Source organism: Pseudoxanthomonas sp., assembly GCF_036845285.1.
Lineage (GTDB): Bacteria > Pseudomonadota > Gammaproteobacteria > Xanthomonadales > Xanthomonadaceae > Pseudoxanthomonas_A.
The window spans coordinates 164,987-189,013 of sequence record NZ_DAIUEE010000006.1 but is presented as its reverse complement, the minus strand read 5'-3'; the positions used below and the strand labels follow the sequence as shown (position 1 = coordinate 189,013).

The 24,027-nt window shown below is 68.7% G+C and carries 27 protein-coding genes; 16 read left to right on the top strand and 11 right to left on the bottom strand.

Going from position 1 to position 24,027, the window contains the following annotated elements; all coding sequences use genetic code 11:
* The first annotated feature begins 1 nt into the window (after position 1).
* Positions 2-1,807, top strand: a complete 1,806-nt coding sequence (locus tag V7060_RS09745) for a M56 family metallopeptidase (protein ID WP_334179041.1) — start codon at positions 2-4, stop codon at positions 1,805-1,807.
* A 94-nt stretch (positions 1,808-1,901) separates the two neighbouring features.
* On the opposite strand, the gene V7060_RS09740 is transcribed toward V7060_RS09745, so the two are convergent.
* From V7060_RS09740 to msrB, 5 genes are all read right to left on the bottom strand, one after another.
* Positions 1,902-2,192, bottom strand: coding sequence for a DUF4031 domain-containing protein (locus V7060_RS09740; protein WP_334179040.1), 291 nt, complete (start codon positions 2,190-2,192; stop codon positions 1,902-1,904).
* Positions 2,189-2,596 (bottom strand): DUF3037 domain-containing protein, encoded by a 408-nt coding sequence (locus tag V7060_RS09735; protein WP_334179039.1) that lies wholly within the window; start codon positions 2,594-2,596, stop codon positions 2,189-2,191. Before V7060_RS09735 ends, V7060_RS09740 begins: the two co-directional genes overlap by 4 nt.
* A complete protein-coding gene (locus V7060_RS09730; RefSeq protein WP_334179038.1) occupies positions 2,583-3,356 on the bottom strand; it encodes a HipA family kinase in 774 nt (257 codons plus the stop codon). The genes V7060_RS09735 and V7060_RS09730 overlap by 14 nt, the downstream gene beginning before the upstream one ends.
* Before the next feature lie 156 nt (positions 3,357-3,512).
* Positions 3,513-4,568 carry a CorA family divalent cation transporter gene (locus tag V7060_RS09725; protein ID WP_334179037.1) on the bottom strand — a complete coding sequence of 352 codons (1,056 nt, stop codon included), beginning with the start codon at positions 4,566-4,568 and terminating at the stop codon, positions 3,513-3,515.
* An 86-nt stretch (positions 4,569-4,654) separates the two neighbouring features.
* Positions 4,655-5,122: a peptide-methionine (R)-S-oxide reductase MsrB gene (gene msrB / locus V7060_RS09720; RefSeq protein ID WP_334179036.1), complete on the bottom strand. Its 468-nt coding sequence runs from the start codon at positions 5,120-5,122 to the stop codon at positions 4,655-4,657.
* Between the two features lie 107 nt (positions 5,123-5,229).
* Here msrB and V7060_RS09715 point away from each other — a divergent pair, with 107 nt between their 5' ends.
* Positions 5,230-6,033: a hypothetical protein gene (locus tag V7060_RS09715; protein ID WP_334179035.1), complete on the top strand. Its 804-nt coding sequence runs from the start codon at positions 5,230-5,232 to the stop codon at positions 6,031-6,033.
* Between the two features lie 37 nt (positions 6,034-6,070).
* Here the strand turns inward: V7060_RS09715 and V7060_RS09710 are convergent, their stop codons facing one another.
* The gene (locus V7060_RS09710; protein WP_334179034.1) at positions 6,071-6,643 is read right to left on the bottom strand and encodes a DUF3016 domain-containing protein; all 573 of its coding nucleotides are present in this window, start codon (positions 6,641-6,643) and stop codon (positions 6,071-6,073) included.
* 107 nt (positions 6,644-6,750) lie between these two features.
* Positions 6,751-7,659 carry an AraC family transcriptional regulator gene (locus V7060_RS09705; RefSeq protein WP_334179033.1) on the bottom strand — a complete coding sequence of 303 codons (909 nt, stop codon included), beginning with the start codon at positions 7,657-7,659 and terminating at the stop codon, positions 6,751-6,753.
* Positions 7,660-7,857: 198 nt separating this feature from the next.
* Between V7060_RS09705 and V7060_RS09700 the strand changes: the two genes are divergently transcribed.
* The 7 genes from V7060_RS09700 (at position 7,858) to V7060_RS09670 (ending at position 14,303) form a co-directional block, all read left to right on the top strand.
* Positions 7,858-8,592, top strand: a complete 735-nt coding sequence (locus V7060_RS09700) for an SDR family oxidoreductase (protein ID WP_334179032.1) — start codon at positions 7,858-7,860, stop codon at positions 8,590-8,592.
* An 80-nt stretch (positions 8,593-8,672) separates the two neighbouring features.
* Positions 8,673-9,707 carry an aldo/keto reductase gene (locus V7060_RS09695; RefSeq protein ID WP_334179031.1) on the top strand — a complete coding sequence of 345 codons (1,035 nt, stop codon included), beginning with the start codon at positions 8,673-8,675 and terminating at the stop codon, positions 9,705-9,707.
* Positions 9,708-9,909: 202 nt separating this feature from the next.
* Positions 9,910-11,190 carry an amidohydrolase family protein gene (locus V7060_RS09690; protein WP_334179030.1) on the top strand — a complete coding sequence of 427 codons (1,281 nt, stop codon included), beginning with the start codon at positions 9,910-9,912 and terminating at the stop codon, positions 11,188-11,190.
* 10 nt (positions 11,191-11,200) lie between these two features.
* Positions 11,201-11,869: a DsbA family oxidoreductase gene (locus tag V7060_RS09685; RefSeq protein ID WP_334179029.1), complete on the top strand. Its 669-nt coding sequence runs from the start codon at positions 11,201-11,203 to the stop codon at positions 11,867-11,869.
* Positions 11,870-11,975: 106 nt separating this feature from the next.
* Entirely contained in the window at positions 11,976-12,179 is a 204-nt protein-coding gene (locus V7060_RS09680) for a hypothetical protein (protein ID WP_334179028.1), read from the top strand.
* A 67-nt stretch (positions 12,180-12,246) separates the two neighbouring features.
* A complete protein-coding gene (locus tag V7060_RS09675; protein WP_334179027.1) occupies positions 12,247-12,918 on the top strand; it encodes a response regulator transcription factor in 672 nt (223 codons plus the stop codon).
* Positions 12,915-14,303, top strand: coding sequence for a HAMP domain-containing sensor histidine kinase (locus tag V7060_RS09670; protein WP_334179026.1), 1,389 nt, complete (start codon positions 12,915-12,917; stop codon positions 14,301-14,303). Before V7060_RS09675 ends, V7060_RS09670 begins: the two co-directional genes overlap by 4 nt.
* On the opposite strand, the gene V7060_RS09665 is transcribed toward V7060_RS09670, so the two are convergent.
* On the bottom strand, positions 14,300-14,512 hold the full coding sequence (locus tag V7060_RS09665) for a hypothetical protein (protein ID WP_062356998.1): 213 nt from the start codon (positions 14,510-14,512) through the stop codon (positions 14,300-14,302). The genes V7060_RS09670 and V7060_RS09665 overlap by 4 nt on opposite strands.
* A 135-nt stretch (positions 14,513-14,647) precedes the next feature.
* Positions 14,648-15,280, bottom strand: coding sequence for an arylesterase (locus V7060_RS09660; protein WP_334179025.1), 633 nt, complete (start codon positions 15,278-15,280; stop codon positions 14,648-14,650).
* A gap of 100 nt (positions 15,281-15,380) precedes the next feature.
* On the opposite strand from V7060_RS09660, the gene V7060_RS09655 reads away from it, so the two are divergent.
* The 6 genes from V7060_RS09655 to V7060_RS09630 all read left to right on the top strand — a co-directional run bounded on the left by V7060_RS09655 (position 15,381) and on the right by V7060_RS09630 (position 21,928).
* Entirely contained in the window at positions 15,381-16,097 is a 717-nt protein-coding gene (locus V7060_RS09655; RefSeq protein WP_334179122.1) for an ABC transporter ATP-binding protein, read from the top strand.
* Entirely contained in the window at positions 16,094-18,595 is a 2,502-nt protein-coding gene (locus V7060_RS09650) for an FtsX-like permease family protein (protein ID WP_334179024.1), read from the top strand. The genes V7060_RS09655 and V7060_RS09650 overlap by 4 nt, the downstream gene beginning before the upstream one ends.
* Before the next feature lie 349 nt (positions 18,596-18,944).
* Positions 18,945-19,958 (top strand): methyltransferase, encoded by a 1,014-nt coding sequence (locus V7060_RS09645; RefSeq protein WP_334179121.1) that lies wholly within the window; start codon positions 18,945-18,947, stop codon positions 19,956-19,958.
* Positions 19,959-19,962: 4 nt separating this feature from the next.
* Positions 19,963-20,670 (top strand): pseudouridine synthase, encoded by a 708-nt coding sequence (locus tag V7060_RS09640; protein WP_334179023.1) that lies wholly within the window; start codon positions 19,963-19,965, stop codon positions 20,668-20,670.
* Positions 20,667-21,356: an HAD family phosphatase gene (locus V7060_RS09635; protein WP_334179022.1), complete on the top strand. Its 690-nt coding sequence runs from the start codon at positions 20,667-20,669 to the stop codon at positions 21,354-21,356. The genes V7060_RS09640 and V7060_RS09635 overlap by 4 nt, the downstream gene beginning before the upstream one ends.
* 119 nt (positions 21,357-21,475) lie before the next feature.
* A complete protein-coding gene (locus V7060_RS09630) occupies positions 21,476-21,928 on the top strand; it encodes a transposase (protein ID WP_334179021.1) in 453 nt (150 codons plus the stop codon).
* Between the two features lie 87 nt (positions 21,929-22,015).
* Here the strand turns inward: V7060_RS09630 and V7060_RS09625 are convergent, their stop codons facing one another.
* Positions 22,016-22,576, bottom strand: coding sequence for a DUF1415 domain-containing protein (locus V7060_RS09625; RefSeq protein ID WP_334179020.1), 561 nt, complete (start codon positions 22,574-22,576; stop codon positions 22,016-22,018).
* The gene (locus V7060_RS09620; protein ID WP_334179019.1) at positions 22,569-23,051 is read right to left on the bottom strand and encodes a YajQ family cyclic di-GMP-binding protein; all 483 of its coding nucleotides are present in this window, start codon (positions 23,049-23,051) and stop codon (positions 22,569-22,571) included. The genes V7060_RS09625 and V7060_RS09620 overlap by 8 nt, the downstream gene beginning before the upstream one ends.
* 76 nt (positions 23,052-23,127) lie before the next feature.
* On the opposite strand from V7060_RS09620, the gene V7060_RS09615 reads away from it, so the two are divergent.
* Positions 23,128-24,012, top strand: a complete 885-nt coding sequence (locus tag V7060_RS09615) for a DMT family transporter (protein ID WP_334179018.1) — start codon at positions 23,128-23,130, stop codon at positions 24,010-24,012.
* The last annotated feature ends 15 nt before the right edge of the window (positions 24,013-24,027 follow it).

Below are 24,027 nucleotides of genomic sequence, written 5' to 3'. Positions count from 1 at the left end.
CATGGAGCTGCTTCCCTATTTCGATACGTGGCTGGACCGGCTGCTGGCGGTGAGCATGCAGTCGCTGCTGCTGGCCGCGCTGGTGTGGGCGCTGTGCCGCTACCTGCCGCGCCTGGATGCGCGCACGCGCGCCTGGCTGTGGTGGCTGGTCGCCACGCAGATGGTGGTCGGGCTGGCCTGGTATGCGCCGGTCGCGCTGCCGCTGTTGCCGGCGACGCCTGCCGCCGCGCCTGTCGTGGTGGCGATGGCAGCCGAAGCATCGACGTCGGCTGCCTCCGTGATATCGGTCGTGCCCGTGCAGGCGACGCAGGCATCGCGGTTCGACACCGGCGTGCTGCTGCTCGCCGCCTGGCTGGCGGGCGTGGCGGTGATGCTGGCGAACACGCTGCGCCACGGCTGGCGCCTGCACCGGCAGATCGGACGCGCACGTCCCTGCCGCGACCGCCGCGTGCGGGCGGTGTACGACGCGCTTGCGGATCGTCTCGGCATCGCCACCAGGCCCGCGCTCCTGGTCAGCGACGAGATCGATTCGCCGCTGCTGGCCAGGCCCTGGCGTCCCGTGCTGATGCTGCCCGCTGCCGGCCTGGCCGAGATGGGCAACGACGACCTGCACATGGCGCTGCACCACGAACTCGCGCACCTGCAGCGGCGCGACCTGTGGTGGGCGTGGATGCCGGCGCTGGCGCAGCACCTGTTCTTCTTCCATCCCGTCGCGCATTTCGCTGCGCGCGAGTACGCCTTCGCCCGCGAGGTCGCCTGCGATGCCGTCGTCATCGCCGACGAACGTCATGCGCCGCGCGATTACGGACGCCTGCTGGTGAAGCTGGGCGTCTCGACCACCCCGGTGCCGGCGCTGGCCGGCGCGTCCCCCACGTTCCGCATCCTCAAGAGGAGACTGCTGATGTTGCAGCACACCGCTTCCCCCCTGCGCGCCGGCGCGCTCGCGCTGACCCTCGGCATCGTGGCGCTGGCCGCCGTGCCTTATCGCGTCACCGCACGCACCTCCCCCGTCGCGGCACCGGCAGCGGCACCCGCCCCGGCGACCGTCGCCACGCCTGCCGCCGCGTCGCCGCGTCCGGTCGTCGTCGCCGATGCGCGTGACATGCCGGTGCCGCCCCCGCCGCCGGCGCCGCCCCCGCCGCCCGCTCGCCCGACAGTAGCGGTACCGCCGCCGCCGGCACCACCGCCCCCGCCGCGCATCCACACCCGTTCGAGCGCGCACACGGTCAGCATCGGCCACCAGCGCAATGGCGATGCCTACGTGCTGATCGACGGCGACGACGTGTCGATGGCGGGCGACAGCGACGACATCCGCACGGCGCAGCGTTTGCGGCAGGGCAATGCCCCGGTGCTGTGGGTGCGGAAGAACGGCAAGCAGTACGTGGTGCGCGATGCCGCCACGATGCAGCAGGTGAAGGCGGCGCATGCGCCGGTGCAGGCACTGGGCGAACAGCAGGGCAAGCTCGGTGAACAGCAGGGCGCGCTCGGCGAACGCCAGGGTGAGCTGGGCACGAAACAAGGCGAACTGGGCATCAAGATGTCGGAGATCGCGACCGGCCAGGCCGCCGCCGCCCTGCGCGGCGACAACGCACGCGATGCCGCCAACGATCGCCGCATGAAGGCGCTGCAGGACGAACAGGAGGCGCTGGCCCGCCAACAGGACGTCCTGGCCCGCCAGCAGGAACCCCTCGCGCGCCAGCAGGAAGCGCTGGCCCGCAAGCAGGAGGCCGCGACCGACAAGCTGCAGCGCGACGTCGACCGCCTGGTTGGCGAGGCCATCCGCAGCGGCAAGGCGCAGCAACTCTGATCGCTGTCGTGCAGCGGAGCTCGCTCCGCTGCGGTTCGGTCCGCTGACCGGGACCCCAAAGACCACGGAGCCGGGCAAGCTCGGCGCTACGGCGTCAACGTGTTTCCGTGAGGCCGCTCCACTGCGACCGCGCGATCCGGATGATCGCGCGGACCCGCTCGCGGTCGTGGTGTCGCGAGATGGCGATGGCGCCGAGCCGCAACGCCTCTTCGCGCAAGGCTTCGTTCACGTCGTAATGCGCGCCGCTGCGCTTGTCCTGGAATGCGCGGCGCGGCATCCCGAGTCGTGCGGCCATCGCATGCAGTTCGTCCAGCGTGTCGGCCATCAGGTGCGCCCAGCGCTGGCCGCGCCACAGCGTCACCGGATCGTCCACGTACACGCTCATCGCGGTGCCGTGGCCTTCGGCGGCCGCACCATGCGGTCCATCAGGTGTTCCAGCGTCGCGGGCAGGTCGCCGCAGCGGCCCATGTGCACGGGCGAGGTCTGGATGATGGAACTGCGCTTGGCGGTGAGCCAATGGAAGCGCGCGCGCGGCGGCAGCAGGCCGATCGGTGCGGCGGCCTCGCCGCCACGGCAGATCGCCGGAATCGTATCGAGGTGCCGGCGCAGCGAGTCGATGTCCAGCGTGGGATCGAGCGCATGCAGGCGGGTCTCGTCCAGTTCGATGCGCGCTTCCAGGAAGCCCGCGCGCTCGCACGACAGGATGATGCCGACGTTGGCGAATTCCTCGCGCTCCACGCGCGGCACCACGCGGATCACCGCGTAGTCGTAGGTGTCAGGTGCGTGCATGGATCGCCTCCTGCACGAACGCCTCGCGCTGCGCCACGCGCTGCGTCAGGTAGGCCACGTACGCGGCGCGCTGCGTGGCCGGATCGCCGAAGGCATCCGGTCCCTGCAGCCACGCGTCGGGCACGTCGGCCACGATGCCGGCGATGACGCCATCCGTCAGGCAGGCCGCCATCGGCGCGTCCACGTCGGCCAGTCGCGACGCCCAGCGCAGCAGCACGTGGTCGCGGATCAGCGGGAACGGCTTGCCCGCACCCCCTACATCGCCGTCCCAGCCGTGATGGAAGTACAACGATGCGCCGTGGTCGATCAGGTACAGGCGGCGGTGCCACATCAGCAGGTTGGTGTTGCGTGCGGTGCGGTCGACGTTGCTGATGAACGCATCGAACCAGACGATGCGCGACGCCAGGTCGGCGTCGGGCTGCTCCGCGACGGGATCGAAATTCACCGCGCCGGGCAGGTAATCCATCGCCAGGTTGAGCCCGGCGCTGGCCTTGATCAGGTCCTGGATTTCCGGATCGCCCTCGGTGCGCGCGAGGTCGGCATCCAGTTCCATCAGCGCCAGGTCCGGCATCGGCAGGCCCAGTGCTTTTGCGAGTCCGCCGGCGATCAGTTCGGCGACCAGCGCTTTCGGTCCCTGTCCTGCACCGCGGAACTTGAGGACGTACAGGCCATCGTCATCGGCCTCGACCACGGCGGGCATCGAGCCGCCTTCGCGCAGCGGGGTGACGTAACGGGTGGCGGTGCGGAGGGGAAGCATCATCAGGCCGTCAGGATACCGCGCCCGTTGCAGGAGGGGCTTTCAGCCGCGACCGTGCAGGAGGCGGAGCGATCGAACATGCGCCTGGCAGATCAGGTACCCGATGGTCGGGGGCTTGTCCGGTGATGATGGCAGTCGGGGCTGAAGCCCCTCCTGCGGTTACGTGGAGCGCGAGACGCCCATGCGCCGCAGCGCCAGATAGACCACGACGCTCGATGCGACGCCCAGCAGCAGGGCGAAGGCCAGGCCGTGCGTGCTGTGGGCGAACGGCAATCCCGGCAGGTTCATGCCGAACAGGCCGGCCACCAGGCTGGGCGGCAGCAGCAACGCGGTGACCATCGACAGCACGTACAGGTGCCGGTTGGTGCGCTCGGCCAGCTTCGCCGCCACTTCGTCCTGCAGCAGGCGCGCGCGTTCCTGTAGCGTCGCGACATCGCCATCGAGATCGTCGAAGCGCTGGTTGAGGCGCGCCACCGCGGGCAGCAGTTCGTGTTCGGGATAGGCGGGATGGCGCTGCTCGAACTGCTTCAGCACGCGCCGCATCGCAGTGAGCGGACGATGCAGGCGCACGGTCTGGTGGCGCAGCTGCGCCAGGTCGCGCCGTTCCTCGCCGATGCTGTCGGCCAGCACGCGGTCCTCGATGCGGTCCAGCCGCACCGACAACCCGTCGCCGCTGCGCTCGACCGTGTCGGCGAAGCGGCCAGCGATGAGTTCCAGCATGCGTACCGGCGAATCCGCGCGGGTGCCGGCCCCGACCGCGCGACGCGCGGCTTCGACCGAGCGCAGTGCCTGCCGGCGTGCCGTGACCAGCAGGTCGGGCGTCAGTGCGAAGTGCAGCCAGCCGATGCCGTCGTCACCGCGCAACTGGCCTTCGACGGCCAGGTCGACACCGCGCTGGTGCGCCCAGTCGACGAAGGCCCCATGTACGGCCTCGTCTTCGTCGAGCTGCAGGTTGACGTGCGAATCCGGCGACAGCAGCGTGGCGCGCGCGTCGTCGGGCAGCGGCAGTTTCGCCGCCACCTGCGCGCTGCGGGCATCGCTCAGGTCCAGGTGCAGCCAGTGCCAGTGATCGGGCGCGTGCACGGCATCGATGCCGCATTGCGTGGCGTCCAGCACGTGCGCGCGGCCCGCCGCGTCGAACCGGTACAGCCACAGCGCGCCGGGCAGGCCGGCGAACGGCGAGGGGAGCGCATCGGGTTCGACGGGCGGGGCCATGTTGCAGGCGTGCGGCAGCCGGAAGACGGTGGGGTGACGGTCAGGCTACCGCCGTCATGTGCCCGTCTCGTGACAACCCGGACCCGCTATCCGGCCGGTTGCGCTTCCTCGCCGCCACGCTGCAGCGGGTCGGGCAAGGCATCGCCGTTCGGCGTGAAGGCCAGCGATACCGAATTCAGGCAGTGGCGTTCGCCGGTCGGCGGCGGGCCGTCGGGAAACACGTGGCCCAGGTGCGACTGGCAGCGGGCGCAGACGATCTCGGTACGGACCATGCCGTAGCTGCTGTCGCGGATGCGGCCGATGTGCGCTTCGTCGACCGGCTGGAAGAAGCTCGGCCAGCCGGTGCCCGAATCGAACTTGGCGCTGGAACGGAACAGCGGCAGGCCGCACAGGCGGCAGGTGTAGACGCCGTCGGTCTTGTTGTCGAGGAACACGCCGCAGAACGGCGCCTCGGTGCCATGCTGCAACAGCACCCGACGCTCTTCGTCGCTCAGGCCCGCGACCAGCGTGTCGCGCTGCGCATCGGTGGGCGGGGCCAGGTCGAAGGCCGTCATGGTGAACTCCGTGGTGGATGCAGGACGTAGATGGTGCCGGGCGCGGCGGATCGCAAGCCTGGACTATGATCCCGCTTCCTCCATGCACCGAGGCACGGATGCGTCCGATGTCCCCGTTCATCGGGTTGCTGCTCGCCATGCCGGCGGCCGCGGCCCCGTCGCAGGCCGGATCGATGCCGGTGTGCCTGGACGCGCGCCAGGTCGTCGAGTTGCAGCAGGCGTCGCCACGGCAACTGGCGGCGCTGGATCGCAGCGGCCAGCGTTTCCGCATCGATCTCGGCGACGCCTGTCCGGGCAGTGCCGGCGCACGCGCGCAATTGCTCGCCCGCGGTGGACGCGTCTGCGGCACGGAAGGTGAAGCGGTGCGCATCGGCGCCGCCACGTGCCCGATCGTCGGCGTGGCACTGGTCGGCGCGCGTGACTACGCGACGCTGGCGCGCGCGGCCGCGACCCTGGCCAACGGGACGGCGCCGACCACGCTGGACACGGTGGAGGTGCGCGGCGAGCGCCGGCGCGGGTTCGGTGGCTCGTCCAGCTACTGCTTCGACACGCGCTACCTGCGTTCGTGGTCGGAAGACGGCAAGGGCATGCTGGTGGAAGTGGCGCCGAAGCGCTCCGGTGGCCATCGCTACTACCGCGTCGAGCTGCCGCAGAGTTGCCCGGACCTGGATTCGGCGCCCGCCATCAGCTTCCGCTCCGGCGTCGGCATCAGCCTGATCTGCGGCAATCCGGGCGACCGCGTGGTTGCCGAAGGCGCCGGTGATGTCGTGTCGTTCGACGCCGCCGGAAGATTCCCCATCAGCGACGACGTGCGTGCGTCGCGGTTCCGTCCAGGCATGCGCTTCCAGTGCACGGTGTCGGCGGTGTACCCGCACGAATCGGAAGACGGAAACGGACAGGCCCCGCGATGAGCGGGGCCTGTGGTGTCGCGATGCCGCGGTGCGAGGGTCAGGGCGCCGACGTCAGCGCCGGGCCGTTGCGGAACTCCTTGCGCAGCCAATCGTCGATCAGCCGCTTCTCGTAGCGCAGGCTATCGTTGCTGTTGATCTGCGTGCCCATCAGGAAGGCATTGTCGACCAGCTTGCGCTCGCCTTCGGCGACGACCTGGCCGTCCGCGCCCTTCAGGACGAAGGTGAGCGTCATGCGCGGCGGATAGAGGTCCTTCACCACGCGGACGTCGTTCATCCCGGCGCGTACGGTCGGCTCGTAGCGGCCGGCACGGTCGATGTCGGAGATGGTGACGTCCAGGGTCTGGCCGCGTGCAAGGCGCTGGCCCGCCTCATCGCGCAGGTACGTGGCGAGCTGGTTGACCCAGGTGCCGCGCTCGGACTCCCAGCGGTTGCCGCTGTACTTGATCTCGCTGAACTGCGCGGGATCGGTCCAGCTGACGCTGACGGCGCCGCCTTCGGCGGGCAGGCTGCGCGGCAGGGCGGGATCGGTGACGGTTTTCGGACGCGCCATGCCGGGCGCGGCGACGGCCAGCGCGACAAGGGCGGTGAACAGCAGGGCAGGCGCCTTCATGGCGGATCCTCCGTGGATGTGACACGAAGTGTGCGCCCGCTGCCGAGGCCAGACAACCGGGCGGCGGCGCGCCGTCGTGTGGCGTTCAGTCCCTGTTTCCAGGCCGTTCAGAGGTTGCGCAGCCGCTCCACGTCGCGCACCGGCGGGGCGCCGAACATGCGGCTGTATTCGCGGCTGAACTGCGACGGGCTTTCGTAGCCGACCCGATGGCCGGCGCTGGCGGCGTCCAGCACCTCGCTGAGCATCAACCGGCGCGCCTCCTGCAGGCGCAGCTGCTTCTGGTACTGCAGCGGACTCATCGCGGTGACGGCCTTGAAGTGATGATGCAGCGCCGATGCGCTCATGTGCACTTCGCGGGCGATGTGGTCGATGCGCAGCGGCTGCGTGTAGTGCTGACGCAGCCAGTGGATCGCCTTCGCCACGCGCTGGCCCTGGCTGTCGGCGATGCCGATGTGGCGCAGCATCGCGCCCTGCGGGCTGCACAGCACGCGGTAGAGGATTTCGCGTTCCACCAGCGGCGCCAGCAGCGCGATGTCGCGCGGGGTGTCGAGCAGCTTAACCAGGCGTATCGCGGCATCCAGCATCTCCACGCTGCTCGGTTGCAGGAACAGGCCGCGCGACGGCGGCGGCAGCGGTGCCTTCGCCGATTCGGCCTCGGTGACCATCTCGGCGATGGTGGCGGCCGAGAGTTTCAGGATCAGGCACAGGTAGGGCGCTTCGGCCGACGCTTCAGTCACCTGGCCGGTCACCGGCAGGTCGACCGAGGCGACGACGAAGCGGCTGGCGTCGTACTCGTAGATCTCGTCGGCGAGGATCGCGCGCTTCGCGCCCTGCACGATCAGGCACAGCGCGGCCTCCTGCACGCCGCGCATCGGCAGTTCCATCGGCGCACTGAGGCGCGAGAAGTTCAGCGCCGGGATCGCGGTGGCGTGGAAACCGTCCTCGCCGGTGGATCGTTCAATCAGCCGCGCCAGTTCGCGGACGCGGTCGGCGAGGAACGTAGGGCTGTCGGGCATGCGGAGGCCTGTGGGAAGGGCGTGGGGCGTGCAGCGAGTCTACGCAGCGGGCGCGGCGATGGAACCGCCTGCGAGCGGTGTCCGCAGGATCGGGCAAGGATCGCGGAGGAACCGGATATCGACGCGCCGGCTGCGGCGCCCAGACTGCGCCCCGTCCCGGCACAGCCCGTGCCGTGCTTCCCCCAACGAGGTGTCCCAATGTCCGGAATCCAAGGAAAAGTCATCGCCATCACCGGCGCCAGCAGCGGTATCGGTGAAGCCGCCGCACGCGAACTCGCACGCCGCGGCGCGACGGTCGTGCTGGGTGCGCGCCGTACCGACCGGCTGGAAACGCTGGTCGCCGGGATCGAAGCCGCCGGCGGAACGGCGCGCCATCGAGCACTCGACGTCACCCGCCTCGACGACGTGCAGGCGTTCGTGGATTTCACCCGCAGCGAGTTCGGCCGGCTCGACGTGATCGTCAACAACGCCGGCGTGATGCCGCTGTCGCCGCTGGCCGCGCTGAAGATCGACGAATGGAACCGGATGATCGACGTCAACATCCGCGGCGTGCTGCACGGCATCGCGGCCGCGTTGCCGGTCATGCAGGCGCAGGGCGGCGGGCAGATCATCAACGTCGCCTCCACCGCGGGCCATCGCGTGTGGCCGAGCGCCTCGGTGTACTGCGCCACCAAGCACGCCGTGCTGGCCATCTCCGAAGGCCTGCGGCAGGAACACGACCACTTGCGCGTCACCGTGGTGTCGCCCGGCGCGACGACCAGCGAACTGGCCGAGACCACCAGCGATGCCGGCATCAAGGCCTGGCTGGAGGATTTCCGCCAGGTGGCGATTCCCGCCGAGGCGGTCGCGCGCGCGATCGCGTATGCGGTGGAACAGCCGGATGATGTGGACGTCAGTGAAGTGATCGTGCGGCCGGCGGCCAGCGCGAACTGAGCGTTCCACCGCGAGGGGTTGCCGCTGCGGCGTGGGGAGAGTGCAATGGCGCACTCCCCCGCTTCAGCAGGCATTCCCCCATGGAATATCGTTACCTCGGCGCATCCGGCTTCCGTGTGCCCGTCCTCTCCTTCGGCACTGGCACCTTCGGCGGCCAGGGCGCGCTGTTCAGTGCCTGGGGCAGCACCGACGTGGCTGAAGCGCGGCGCCTGGTCGATGTCTGCCTCGATGCCGGCCTGAACATGTTCGACAGCGCCGACGTGTATTCGAAGGGCGCGGCGGAGGAGATCCTCGGCGAAGCGATCAAGGGAAAACCACGCGATGCGCTGATCATTTCCACCAAGGCGACGTTCCGCTTTGGCGACGGCGAGAACCAGGTCGGTTCCTCGCGCCATCATCTGATCAATGCGGTCGACGGTGCGCTGAAGCGCCTGGGCACCGACTACATCGACCTGTTCCAGCTGCATGGCTTCGATGCGCGTCCGCCGGTGGAGGAAGTGCTGTCCACGCTCGACACGCTGGTGAAAGCCGGCAAGATCCGCTACCTCGGCGTCTCCAACTTCTCCGGCTGGCACCTGATGAAGTCACTGGCCGCCGCCGACCGCCATGGGTGGACACGCTATGTGGCGCACCAGGCGTACTACTCGCTGGTCGGCCGCGATTACGAGCATGAACTGATGCCGCTGGCCGCCGACCAGGGCGTGGGCGCGGTGGTGTGGAGTCCGCTGGGCTGGGGACGCCTGACCGGCAGGATCCGCCGCGGCCAGCCGCTGCCGGAGACCGGCCGCCTGCAATCGCAGACCGCGCAGGACGCCGGCCCGCAGGTCGACCTGGAGTATCTGTACGACGTGGTCGATGCGTTGGACGAGGTCGTGCAGGAGACCGGCAAGTCGATCCCGCAGGTCGCGTTGAACTGGCTGCTGCAGCGCCCGACCGTCAGCACCGTGGTGATCGGCGCCCGCAACGAGGAACAGCTGAAGCAGAACCTCGGCGCGGTCGGCTGGAGCCTCACGACGGAGCAGGTGGCAAAGCTGGATGCCGCCAGCCAGCGCCCCAAGCCGTATCCGTACTGGCACCAGGCCGGCTTCGCCTACCGCAATCCCACGCCGGTCTGACACGCCGGCACCTCGTGGACCGGCCCGCCAGGCGACGGATTCCCTGTAGGAGCGACGTGAGTCGCGAACGTACTCCTGCGGCCCACGGTCTCCGAGGGGCTAAACATGGCAGTCGCTCTGAACCTGCGGTCGCGACTCACGTCGCTCCTACAGGGCGAGGTTGCTACATTCGCCTTTTCGCCACTCGACTTCCGGAACATCCATGCGCCTGTCCATCCTCGCCGCCGTCCTGTCCGTCGCCTGCGCGCCCGCGTTCGCGGCCACCACCTACGTCAAGGCGGGGCGGCTGCTGGATGTCGAGTCCGGCCGCCTGCTGACCGACCAGGCCATCGTCATCGAGGACGCGCGCATCACCGCCGTCGGCCCCGCGGCGAGCACGCCGGTGCCCGCCGGTGCGACGGTCCACGACCTGTCGACGAAGACCGTGCTGCCCGGCCTGATGGATGCGCACGTGCACTTGCATGGCGACGCCGACCTGCAGGGCTATCGCCGCCTGGCGATCTCGCTGCCGGCCGCCGCCATCAAGGGCGCGAAGAACGCACGCACCACGCTTATGGCCGGCTTCACCACCGTGCGCGTGCCGGGTTCTCCGGGCTACGCGGACGTCGCCCTGCGCGATGCGATCGCGACCGGCGAAGTCGAGGGGCCGCGCATCCTCGCCGGCGGTGTGTCGATCGGCATCACCGGCGGCCACTGCAGCGACAACAACCTGTTGCCCGCCGAGTACAAGGCCGTGGGCGAGGGTGTCGCCGATGGTCCGTGGGCGGCGCGCCAGAAGGTGCGGCAGAACGTCAAGTTCGGCGCCGATTTCATCAAGACCTGTTCCACCGGCGGTGTACTGTCCAAGGGCACCGAAGTCGGCGCGCCGCAGTACTCGCTGGAGGAACTGAAGGCGCTGGTCGACGAGGCGCACGCGCTGGGCCGCAAGGTGGCCTCGCACGCGCATGGCGCCACCGGCATCCGCAATGCGCTGCTGGCCGGCGTGGACTCCATCGAGCATGCCAGCTTCATCGACGACGACGGCATCGCCCTGGCGAAGAAGAACGGCACCGTGCTGGTGATGGACATCTACAACACCGAGTACATCCTGGGCGAAGGCGAGAAGGCCGGCTTCCTGCCGGAATCGCTGGAGAAGGAGCGCCGCGTCGGCGCCACCCAGCGCGAGAACTTCCGCAAGGCGCACCAGGCCGGCGCCATCATGGGCTTCGGCACCGACGGCGGCGTCTATCCGCACGGCCTCAACGCGCGCCAGTTCTCACGCATGGTGCAGTTCGGCATGACCCCGCTGCAGGCCATCCGCTCGGCGACCGTGGTCAACGCGCGCCTGTTCGGCATCGACAAGGACGCGGGTGTGCTGAAGCCGGGCTACTACGCGGACCTGATCGCCGTCGATGGCGACCCGTTGCAGGATGTCTCCACCCTGGAGAACGTCGGCTTCGTGATGAAGCAGGGCCGTGTCTACAAGAACACCGCGAAGGAGTGAGGCGCAGCGCATGTCCAAGCCCGTGAAGATCGATTTCGTCTCCGACGTCGCCTGCCCCTGGTGCGCGATCGGTTTGGCCGCGCTGGAGCGCGCCATCGCCGACGTCGGTGGTGATCTGCAGGTCGAACTGCATTTCCAGCCGTTCGAGCTGAATCCCGACATGGTCCCGCAAGGCGAGTCGATCGCCGACCATCTCGGGACGAAATACGGGCTGAGCGCCGAGCAACTGGCGCAGAACGGCGAAGCGCTGCGGCAACGTGGCGAGGCACTGGGCGTGCGCATCGACCTGCAGAAGCGGGACCGCATCTACAACACCTTCGATGCGCATCGCCTGCTGCATTGGGCGGGTGAACTCGGCGCAGACCGGCAATTCGCGCTCAAGCACGCGCTGCTGCAGGCCTATCACGGAGAAGGGCGCAACGTGTCCGACCGTGACGTCCTGGCGGCGATCGCTGGCGAAGCCGGGCTGGATGCCGACGAAGCGCGGCGCATCCTCGACACGGACGCATTCGTCGCCCAGGTGCGCGAGCGCGAGCACTTCTACCAGCAACGCGGCATCCGCGCGGTGCCTTCGGTAATTTTCGACGACCGGCACCTGGTGCAGGGCGGCCAGCCGCCCGAGGTGTTCGAACGGGCGCTTCGCCAACTGGCGGGTTTGCCCGCACCGGCGCCGGAATGACGGAAATGTAATGCAGGGGTAAGCATGGCGAGAGGAGGGCAGCCGCAGACTGGCGCCACGGTGGGAATTGGCCCGCCGCATCAACGCCACAACGAGGAGCATTCCCATGAAGCTGCGTTATTCCCTCTTGACGCTGGCCCTGTCGCTGGTCGGTGCCACCGCCTTCGCCGCCACCCCCATGCCGTCCCCGGCGCCCACCGCCAAGACCACGGCCGTCAAGCCCGCCCATGCCGCCAAGTGCGGCGAGCACCAGAAGCAGGACAAGCAGGGGCGTTGCGAAGACGTCAAGGCCGCCGCGAAGAAGAGCTGAACCATGCGCCGGGTACCGCCCCGCTCCCCCCACGGCGGCGGTACCATGGCGATCCACGGGAGGCACGATGCGCGCCTTGTTGATCGAGGATGACCCCCACACGGCGGCCTTCGTCTGCAAGGCGATGCGGGAAGAAGGGCACGTCCCCGACCATGTCGACAATGGCCGCGACGGCCTGTTCCTCGCCACGACCGAGCGCTACGACGTGCTGGTCATCGACCGCATGGTGCCGGTGCTCGATGGGTTGAGTCTCTTGCGCGCGCTGCGCGCGGCCGGCAACACGACGCCGGCGATCCTGCTGACCGCACTGTCGGACGTGGACCATCGGGTGGAAGGCCTGAAGGCGGGCGCCGACGACTACCTCGCCAAGCCCTTCGCCTACGCGGAACTCAGCGCCCGCATCGACAACGTCAGCCGGCGTGGCAAGGGCGATGCGCCCACCACGGCCCTGCGCGTGGCCGATCTCGAACTCGACCTGCTGTCGCGCCGCGCCACCCGCGGTACGAGGCGCATCGACCTGCAACCACGCGAATTCCGGCTGCTCGAATACCTGATGCGGCAGGCAGGCAACGTGGTCACCCGCACCATGCTGCTCGAAGCCGTGTGGGACTACCACTTCGACCCGCAGACCAACGTCATCGACGTGCACGTCAGCCGGCTGCGCCAGAAGCTCGAAGGCGCGGGCGAGCCGCCGCTCCTCCACACGGTCCGCGGTGCGGGTTACCGCCTCGGCGGATGAGTCGCCGCCGCACACCGCTGCGGTCGACGACGGCGCGGTTGGCCTGGGGTGCGGCGGCCGCTTTCCTGGCGGGCTTCTGGCTGCTTTCCGCGTTCGCGTACATCACGCTGTCGTCGCTGCTCGAGCATGACGCCCGCGAACGGGTGATGGCCGATGCCGTCGGGCTGGCCGACCTGTACCGGCGCGACGGCCGCGAAGTGCTGTTGTCGGAGGTCCGCCAGCGCGTGGCCGACGGCATCGATCCCGATGCGCTGTATGCCGTCATCGACGCGCGTCACGGGACGTTGCTGGCCGGCAACCTGGACATCGCCCCGGCCCCGCTGCACCCAGGCTGGGTCGCGCTGGCGGACGAACCCGCCGGCACGCCCCGTCGCGTGCGCGTGAGCGCGCTGGACGCGAACGTGTACCTCGCCACGGGCGTGCGGATGCGTGCCGCCGCCGGTTTCAACGCCATCGCACTGCGGACGACGCTGATGGCCACCGTGTTCGCCCTGGTGCTCGGTGCCCTCCTGGGGCACCTGATCGCGCGCTGGGTGGCCCGCCGCCTGCGCCGGCTCGAGGAAACGGCGGCGCAGGTCGGCGACGGTGAAATCGACAGCCGCGTGCCGCTGGATGGCAGCGCCGACGCCTTTGAACGCCTGGCCATGCGCTTCAACGCGATGCTCGACCGCATCGGCGGCTTGCTGACCGGCGTGCGCGAGGCCACCGACCACATCGCGCACGACCTGCGTACGCCGCTGACACGCCTGCGCAGCCGCCTGGAAGCGCTGCGGATGGCGACACTGGACGAGGAACGATCCGTGGCCCTCGATGCGGCCGTCGCCGAGGTCGACCAGTTGCTGGCATCGTCCAACGCGTTGCTGCGACTGGCGCGGGTGCAGTCGCAGCCCCCCGTGGATGACGATCCGCTGGTGGTCCTCGATCGCGTCGTGCGTGATGCGGTCGAACTCTACGAACCGGTCGCGGCGGAACGCGGGATCCGGCTGGACACGGCGGCGGTGGCGCCGGTATCGGTCCGCGGCGACGCCGACCAGCTTTTCCAGGCCGTCGCGAACCTGCTGGACAACGCCATCAAGTATTCGCCCGAAGGCCGGTGCGTGCAGGTGGCCGTGCTGTCGTCGATGACGGATGCGGTGATCGTGGTGGCGGACGAGGGTGAAGGCATTCCCGTGGCCGAGCGGGCACGGGTGTTCGACCGCTACTACCGCCTCGAGCGCCATCGACGCTCACCCGGTACCGGGCTGGGGCTGAGCCTGGTGCAGGCCGTCGTCCACCGGCACCGGGGACAGATTCGACTCGACGATCATCGGCCGGGACTGCAGGTGACGCTCCGGTTGCCACTGCCGGGTGCGGCCGGCATCGAGCGGACGGCCGTCGCGTCCTAGCCGTGGCGCGCCAGCAGGATGGCTTCGTTGCTCGGCATCTCGACGACCACCGCGGTCGGGATGCCATGGTGCTGGTGAAGGGTGGCGGCGAGCAGCTTCGCGTTCTCGCGCGCATCGCCGAGATTGTCGAACCAGTTGCGGCCGTATTGGCCTTCGTAGAGTTGCCAGCCTTTGTCGTTGGCGGCGATGGTGAAGAGCAGGCGGGGCATGGTGGACTCCAGTCGACACGCCGGGCAGGGAACCGGCGTGGGAACTGTGCGCGAATGTGCCAGCTATCACATTCGGCGGATGCCCCGGATCCGCGTAGGAAAAATCCTACGCGGCTGTAGGTGCGATGCCCGCCTTCACCGCAGCAGCGGCTGCAGCGCCTTCCATACATGGTCGCGCAGCTTGGGCTGCGCAGCGGCGACCGGGTGCAGGTTGTCGGCCTGGTAAGCCGAGCGATCGAGCGCGATCGGTTCCAGCAGGAACGGCAGCAGCGCGGTGTCGTACTGCTTCGCCAGCGCGCTGTAGTTCTGTTCGAACCCGCGCGTGTAGTCGGGTCCGTAGTTCGGCGGCATGCGCATGCCGACCAGCAGCACCTTCGCCTTCGACGCCTGGGCCGCCTTGATCATCTTCTCCAGGTTGGCGCGGGTCTGCGCCAGCGGCAGGCCCCGCAGGCCGTCGTTGGCACCGAGGGCGATGACGACGACCGCGGGCTTGTGCCGCTGCAGTTCCGCCGCGATGCGTACCGCGCCGCCTGCCGTGGTCTCGCCGCTGATGCTCGCGTTGACGACGCGCCATCCCGGTGCGGTCGTGCCGATGCGGTCCGCGGTGAGCGATACCCAGCCCTGGTTGGGTGCGAGGCCGTAGGCCGCGGACAGCGAATCGCCCATCACCAGGACGGTGCGCGTGCCCTGCGCCGGTGCGGCCGTCGTCGCCTGCGCCGCGGCGGACCGCGCGAACAGCGCGACGAGCAGCAGCAGCGAGAGGCCCATGGCCCATTGCATGCGCACGCGTCGGGCCCCATACCTGTTCAAATTAAGAAACATTTAATCCGTGCTCCCGATGATTCACGACATGACCGACGAGATGATCATGGCCGACGCCAGCAGACTCCACACTGAAGCCACCAGCCGCCACGCGGTCCTCGACGTGCGGGGCCTCGGCAAGCATGTCCCGCTGCCCGGTGGCGACCTGACGATACTCGACGACATCGGTTTCCGCATCGAACACGGCGACACGGTCGCCATCGTCGGCGCGTCGGGTTCGGGCAAGAGCACGCTGCTGTCGTTGCTCGCTGGTCTCGACGTGCCCAGCGCGGGCGCGGTGACGCTGGACGGCGAGCGCCTGTCCGACCTGGACGAAGACGGCCGTGCGCGCGTGCGTGGCGAGAAGGTCGGATTCGTGTTCCAGAGTTTCCAGCTGCTGCCGTCGCTGACCGCGCTGGAGAACGTCATGCTGCCGCTGGAACTGCGCGGCGATGCCGACGTGGAGGGTCCGGCGCGGCAGATCCTGGACAAGGTCGGCCTCGGTCAGCGCCTGGGCCACTATCCGCGCCAGCTGTCCGGCGGCGAACAGCAGCGCGTCGCGCTGGCGCGTGCGTTCGTGACGCGGCCGTCGCTGCTGTTCGCCGACGAACCCACCGGCAATCTCGATACGCACACCGGACAGGCGATCATCGAGCTGCTGTTCGCGCTGAATGCCGATGCCGGCACCACGCTGGTGTTGGTCACGCACGACGACCATCTGGCGGCGCGCTGTCAGCGCGTGATCCGGCTCGACGCCGGACGACTGCAGGGCACGCCCGCATGAGGATGCTGTCGCTGGCGTGGCGCCAGTTGCGGCGCGATCTCGCGGCGGGCGACATCCGCATCCTGTTCGCGGCACTGGTGCTGGCGGTCGTCGCCGTCACCTCGGTCGGCTTCGTCACCGATCGCGCCGAGCGCGCCCTGGCGATCGAAGCGAACCGCCTGCTGGGTGGCGACGTGGTCGTGCGCGGCGACGCGCCGCCGACCGATACGTTGCGTGCGCTGGCGAACGCGCCCGGCCTGCGCGTGACCGAGACGCAGGAACTGCAGAGCATGATCCGCGCCGGCGAATCGCTGTCGCTGGGCGACCTGCGCGCGCTGGGCGAGGGCTTCCCGTTGCGCGGCAGCTTCCGCGTGGTCGACCGCGCCGGTGGTGCCGAACGCGATGCGGGTGGCATTCCTGCATTCGGCACGCTGTGGATCACTCAGGCGGGTGCCGAAACGCTGGGCGCCAAGCCGGGCGACGAGATCGGCATTGGCACGCGCACCTTGAAACTTGCGGCGCTGGTGACGCAGGAGCCGGACGCGGCGCTCGACTACTTCAATGTCGCGCCGAAGGTGTTCCTCAACCTCGCCGACCTGCCGTCCACCGGCCTGGTGCAGGAGGGCAGCCGCCTGCGCTATCGGCTGGTGGTCGCCGGCAATGCCGCCGCGGTCGAGACGTTCACTGCCGCGGTCAAGCCGCAGCTCGCGCGCGGACAGCGCATGGAGACGATCCAGGACGCGCGCCCGGAAGTCCGTTCCGCGCTGGATCGCGCCAGCCGCTTCCTCGGCCTGGCCGCACTGGTGTCGGTCGTGCTGGCGGCGGTCGCGGTCGCGATGGCGGCGCGCCGGCACAGCGAACGGCATCTGTCCGGCACGGCAGTGATGCGCTGCCTCGGCGCACAGCAGCGCACGCTGGTCGGCATCCATGTCGGTGAGCTGGTGTTGCTGGGGCTGGCCGCCTGCACGTTCGGCGTGCTGATCGCGTTCGGCCTGCAATGGGGCATCGGCAGCTGGCTGCAGCAGTCGCTGAAGATCGACATCCCGCCCGCGGGCCTGATGCCGGCGCTGCAGGGCTATGGCGTGGGCATGGTCGTGCTGCTCGCCTTCGGTGCGCCGCCGGTGCTGGCACTGCGTCGCGTGCCCGCGCTGCGCGTGCTGCGCCGCGACCTCGACCGCACCGAACCCAGTGCATGGCTGGTGGCATTGACCGGCTTCGTCGGCCTCGGTGCGTTGCTGTGGTGGAAGGCGGGGTCGCCGGCGCTGGGTACCGCGATGCTGGTCGGCATTGCCGGCACACTCGCCGTCCTCGCACTGCTGGCGTGGGCGCTGATCCTGCTGGTGCGTCGTGTGCGCTCGCGCCTGCGCGGCAGCCTGCGCTACGGCCTGGCCAATGTCAGTCGCCGCGCGGGCACGTCGATCGCGCAGGTATCCGCGCTCGGCCTGGGCCTGATGGCGCTGCTGCTGCTGACCTTCGTGCGCACCGACCTGCTGGATCGCTGGCAACTGGCGTTGTCGGCGAATGCACCGAACCGCTTCATCATCAATGTGCAGCCGGACCAGGTGGATCCGGTGAAGACGTTCATGCAGGCGCGCGGCCTGTCCGCAGTCGATCTCTATCCGATGATCCGCGGCCGCCTGGTCGAACTCAACGGCAAGCCCGCCAGCGGCGCCGACTACGAAGATGCGGACGAGCGCACGCAACGCCGCGCCGACCGCGAGTTCAACCTGTCGATGGCGGCGACGCTGCGCGACGACAACAAGGTGACGGCCGGCGAGTTCTGGACCGGGCGCACGCCAGCATCGCCGGAGCTGTCGGTGGAAGAGGGGTTTGCTGACGACCTGGGCTGGAAGCTCGGCGACCAGGTGGCCTTCGACATCGCCGGCCAGCGTTTCGAGGGTCGCATCACCAGCCTGCGCAGCGTGGACTGGGAAAGCTTCCGTCCCAACTTCTTCGTCGTTGCATCGCCGGGCGGACTCGATGGTTATTCGGCCAGCTACATCACCGCCGTCAGCGTGCCGTCGGGCGATACCGCTTTCACCCGTGAACTGGTCGGCCAGTTCCCCAATCTGTCCGTGATCGATGTCGAAGCGGTGCTCAACCAGGTGCGCAGCACGGCCGAGCAGGTTTCGCAGGTCGTGCAGGTGGTGTTCTGGTTCTCGCTGGCGGCCGGCCTGCTGGTGCTGATGGCGGCGGTGAGCGCGAGCCAGGACGAGCGCCTGCTGGAAGGTGGCGTGATGCGCGTGCTCGGCGGCAGCCGTCGCCAGCTGCGCCTGGCACAGGCGTCGGAGTTCGCCGCCATCGGATTGCTGGCGGGTCTGGTCGCGGCGATCGCGGCGTCCGTGCTGTCGGGCGTGGTGGCCACGCAGGTGTTCGACCTGCCGTGGAAGGCGAACTGGCAGCTCGCCGCCATCGGCGGCGGCCTCGGCATGCTGGCCGCGCTGGGCGCGGGCCTGTTCGCCACGCGCAAGGTGCTGGATGCGCCGCCGTCGGTGACGCTTCGCGAGTTGCAGGGCTAGCGCTTGTAGGAGGGGCTTCAGCCCCGGCCGCTTTTCCTGGCGATCAGGTCGGGGCTGAAGCCCCTCCTACAGAGGCGTTTTTCGAAGCGGCGACCGCAAGCGTTCCTCGATCACGCGCTCAATCCTGTCCCCGGGCAGGGCGGGCGCGCCGTATCGCATCGCAAGACGGGATAAAAGAAGAAACGAGCCAGCATTCCGCCTTGCCGCAGACCATCAGGTGCAGCGTGTACGCCATCTCGACCCGATCGCCAACGCGGCTCCCGGTGGCCAACCGCTAGAATGGCGTCCTCCTTTCCGTAGCGTGCCGTCCGTGGCCTCCCGATTCTCCGATCCCGCGCTCGACGCGCTGATGCTGCCGTTCGCCCAGGGTCCGCTGGCCTGGCCGCAGGGTTCCGTCCTGTTCCTGCGCGCGCGCGATGGCGCGGCGCTGCGGCAGTTCCCGCTCGAATCGCTGGTCTGCGAACAGAGCTTCCGACCGGACGCCGAACTGCTCGAACGCGCAGGATTGCGTGTGGTGGCCGATGCCGCGGCCGACGGCGCGCGTTATCCGCTGGTGCTGGTCTTGCCGCCCCGCCAGCGCGACGAGGCGCGCGCATTGCTGGCGCGTGCGGTGCAACTCGTCGCACCGGGCGGCATCGTCGTCGCGGCGATGACCAACAACGAGGGCGCGAAATCGGGCGAGGCCGACCTGAAGCAGCTCGCCGGGCTGGCCGGTACGCTGACCAAGTTCCACTGCCGCACGTTCTGGACCCGGCCGCCGGCCGAGACCATGGAGGGGACACTGCTGAAGCAATGGGTGGCACTCGACGCGCCACGTCGTATCGAAGGTGGTCGCTTCCTCAGCCGGCCGGGCGTGTTCGCCTGGAACCGCATCGATCCGGCGTCCGCGCTGCTGGTCGAATGCCTGCCGGACGACATCGCCGGGCATGGCGCGGATCTCGGCGCGGGCTGGGGCTTCCTGTCGCTGTCGTTGCTTGAACGCTGCCCCGGCATCACCGCGCTGGATCTCTACGAAGCGGAGGCGCGTGCGCTGGCACTGGCGAGGGACAACATGGACAACACCGCGTCTTCCGCGCGTCTCGATTTCCGCTGGCATGACGTCACGGCCGGTTTGCCGGAACGCTACGACTTCATCGTCAGCAATCCGCCGTTCCATACGCAGAGCCGCGCGGACCGCCCTGACATCGGCCAGCGCTTCATCACTGCCGCCGCCGCCGCACTGAAGCCGGGTGGCCGCCTGTGGCTGGTGGCCAATCGCCACCTGCCGTACGAGCAGACCTTGAACGACAGCTTCGGCGAGGTGCGCGTGGCCGGCGAGCGCGACGGCTTCAAGGTCATCGCGGCTGTCAAGGCGAGGCGGTGAGCGGATGAAGATCGTCAAGCACATCGCCAACCTCGGCTACGGCAGCCGCAAGCAGGTGCAGTGGATGTTCCGCGAGGGGCGCATCACCGATGCCGACGGCGAAGTGCTGTATGCCGACGATCCGGTCGACCACACTGCGATCCGCGTGGATGGCGAACCGCTGGATCCTGCCCCCGGCCTGGCGATCCTGCTGCATAAACCGGTCGGCTATACCTGCTCGACCAAGGACACCGGACGCATCGTCTACGACCTGTTCCCGCAGCGCTTCCGCGACCGCTCGCCGGTGCTTTCCACGGTGGGCCGCCTGGATCGCGAGACCAGCGGCGTGTTGCTGCTGACCGATGACGGTGGCCTGCTGCACCGGATCATTTCGCCGAAAGCGAATCTGCCCAAGGTCTACGACGCCACGCTGGCAGAGGATCTGCGTGGCGACGAGGCGGCGATCTTCGCCAGCGGCACGTTGATGCTGGAGTCGGAACAGACGCCACTCGCGCCAGCGGCGCTGCATGTCATCGATCCGCGTCATGCGCAGCTCACGCTCACGGAAGGGCGTTACCACCAGGTGCGGCGCATGTTCGCCGCCGTCGGCAACCACGTGGAGGCGCTGCATCGCAGCCGTGTCGGCGGCCTGACGCTGGACGGATTGCCCGAAGGCCAGTGGCGCATCCTCGACGAAGGCGACCTGCGACGGCTGTTCGGGGCAGGCGAATGACGGCACGAGCGCTGCCGTTCACGCCGTCGGCGGTGATCTTCGACATGGATGGCCTGATGCTCGACAGCGAGCGCGCCATCATCGGTTGTCTGGCGGAAGCATCACGCGAGCTCGGTCATGAGCTGCCCGAGGTGCTGTGGCTGTCGATGGTGGGTCACAGCGAAGCCGTGTGCCGGCATCTGCTGGACGAGGCCATCGGTGAGGTCGAGCGCGATCGCGTGCTGCAACGCTCGCATGTGTTGTACGAGGCCGTCGTCGCGGCGGGCGTGCCGCATCGTCCCGGCATCATCGCGATGCTGGATTTCCTGCAGGCGCGCGGCATTCCCCGTGCCGTCGCCACGTCCACACGGCGTCCGCTGGCACTGAAGAAGCTCAAGGCCTCTGGCTTGCTGCCTCATTTCGATGTGGTATGCACCAGCAGCGATGTCGAACACCCCAAGCCCGCGCCGGACGTCTACCTGCTGGCCGCGCACATGCTGGGCGTCGACCCCGCGCAGTGCCTGGTGCTGGAAGATTCGCCGACCGGCGTGCGTGCCGCGCTGGCTGCGGGCATGTACCCGATCCAGATTCCCGACCTGCTGGTGCCGGATGACGCGGTGCGCGCGCTTGGCCACACCATTCTGCCGTCGCTGGATGAGGTGCGACTGTTGCTGGAGCGGCGGCTGGGATCGCCTCTGGACATCTGACGTGGGAGCGACGTAAGTCGCGAAGCTTCTGGCCCGAATTCCGAGATCCCGTCGGGTAAACCTCCGATGGCGATTCCTTCGGTGCTTGCCATGCTCGTCTCTTTCACGGGAGCGTTGGCATGTCGGGATACTCTGAACTGAGAAAAGGCCGCTTCTCCGAGCCGGGTCAGGCCTATCTGGTGACATTCACCACAGCAGAGCGCCGTCCGCTGTTCGAACAATCCGACCTGGCAAACTACGCTTGCCAAACCCTCACCGCAGCGCGGCTCTGGTATCGGTCGCGGCTGCTGTGCTGGGTACTGATGCCGGATCATTGGCATGGCGTGATCGAACTGGGGTCGCTGGACGATCTGTCGACCACTATCCAGCGAGTGAAATCCAACAGCGCCAGGATGATTCGCCTTCAATATCCCGATGCCGGACATGTCTGGGAGAAGGGTTTCCACGATCGCTCGTTGCGGAGCGGTCCTGCCGTCCTGGCGGCGGCACGTTACATCGTGGCCAATCCGCTGCGCGCGGGCCTTGCGCGAAGTGTGGGGCAGTATCCGTGGTGGGATGCGGTCTGGCTTTGACTATCCTCGCGATGGAGAAGCAAAGCATCGCGACTTACGTCGCTCCCACATCCAGTATCCCCGCGCCCAATATCGCGGTCCGTTTTGTCAGTCCACGAACAGCTTCGCCCACCCCGCATGCCCCAGCGCATCCAGCGTCTTCACGTTGCGCTCGACGATCACGTCGGGATCGGGGAAGGCTTCCACCGCGCGGTCGATGCTGGCTTCGCGCAGCAGGTGCAGGGTGGGGTAGGGCGAGCGGTTGGTGTAGTTGCTGATGTCGTCGGGCATCGTGCCGGCGAACTGGTAGTCCGGGTGGAAGCTGGCCACCTGGATCTCGCCCTGCAGATCCAAGGCCTCGACCGCGGCATCGGCGTTGTCGAGGAAGTCGTTGTAGTCCAGGAAATCCGTCAGTACATCCGGGTGCACGATCAGCGTGGTGTCGACCTTTCCGGGATCGGTATCGCGCAGCAGCACCAGTTCTTCCGCGAGTTCCTCGAGCAGCGCTTCCGGCGTGCTGGCATCGCTCAGCACGATGCGTACCTGCTGCTTCATGTACACCGCCTTGGCGAACGGGCACAGGTTGAGGCCGATCACCGCGCGCTCCACCCAGCGCCGTGTTGCGTCCAGAGGGTCGACGGCTTCGGCCGGGGCGGTGGTATCAGTCACGGAAGTTGTCGAACTGCAGCGGCAGTTCGAATTCGGTCTTCTTCAGCAGGGCGATGGCATCCTGCAGGTCGTCGCGCTTCTTGCCGGTCACGCGCAGCTTGTCGCCATTGATCTGCGCCTCGACTTTCAGCTTGGCGTCCTTGAGGGTGGCGACGATCTTCTTCGCCAGTTTCTGCTCGATGCCCTGCTGGACGGTGACCTTCTGGCGCGCGCCGGCCAGGTTGGTTTCCACGTCGCCGAATTCGAGGCAACGCACGTCGATCTGGCGGGCCAGCAGCCGCGCGCGCAGGATGTCCGTCATCTGCTTGAGCTGGAAATCGCTGGGCGCGGACTGCGTGATCAGCTTCTCCTCCAGCACGAACTTCGCCTCCACGCCCTTGAAATCGAAGCGGGTGGACAGTTCGCGGTTGGCCTGGTCCACGGCGTTGGTCAGTTCGTGGGCGTTGACTTCGGAAACGACGTCGAAGGAGGGCATGGGCATCATCCAGTTGGTACCCGGGCATTCTACCGTGCCGCCTTCGCCACCGAGTGGCGGGCGGTGATAATGGGCGATGGCCGCATCCCGTCCGTCCCTCACCCCCGCCGTCCTGCTGATGCTGGCGGCCGTGCTCATGTTCGCCCTGATGGATGCGGGCCTGAAGCTGCTGGCGCCGCACTATCCGCCCTTGCAGGTCGCGGCCCTGCGCGGCCTGTCGTCACTGCCGCTGGTGACGGTGTGGGTGCTGGCGACCGTGCCGGCGCGCTCGCTGCTGCGCGTGCACTGGCCGCTGCACCTGCTGCGCGGTGCATTGGGCGTGGTGATGATGGTGGGCTTCGTCTACGGCCTGCGCACGATGCCGCTGTCCACCGCGTACGCCATCACCTTCGTCGCACCGCTGCTGGTCACCGCGATGGCGGGACCCCTGTTGAAGGAAAAGGTGGGCGCCGGCCGCTGGGCCGCCATCGGCATCGGCCTGGTTGGCGTGCTGGTGATCCTGCGGCCCACCGGCGACGGCATGCTGACCGCCGGCGGACTGACAATCCTGCTTGCGGCCGTCTGCTATGCGCTGGGCGCGGTCACCGTGCGCATGCTGGCGCAGCGCGACAGCACGCAGGCGATGGTGTTCTGGTTCGTCGTGCTGCTCTCGCTGGGCGCCTCGGTGCTGGCGCTGCCGGCATGGATGCCGTTGCAACCTGCGCATGGCTGGATCATCGCCGGCGTCGGCGTGTCCGGCTCGCTCGCACAGGTGGCGCTGACCGAAGCCTTCCGCCGTGGCGAGGCGTCGTTGATCGCGCCGCTGGAGTACACCGCGTTGCTGTGGGGCGTGCTGCTCGACGTGGCCCTGTGGTCCGTGCTGCCGGACGGCGTCACCTGGATCGGAGCCGGCATCATCGTCGCAAGCGGCCTGTACCTGCTGCGCCGGGAAACGGTGCATGTGGAAGCGGAGCATCCCTGACGCCATTCCATTTTG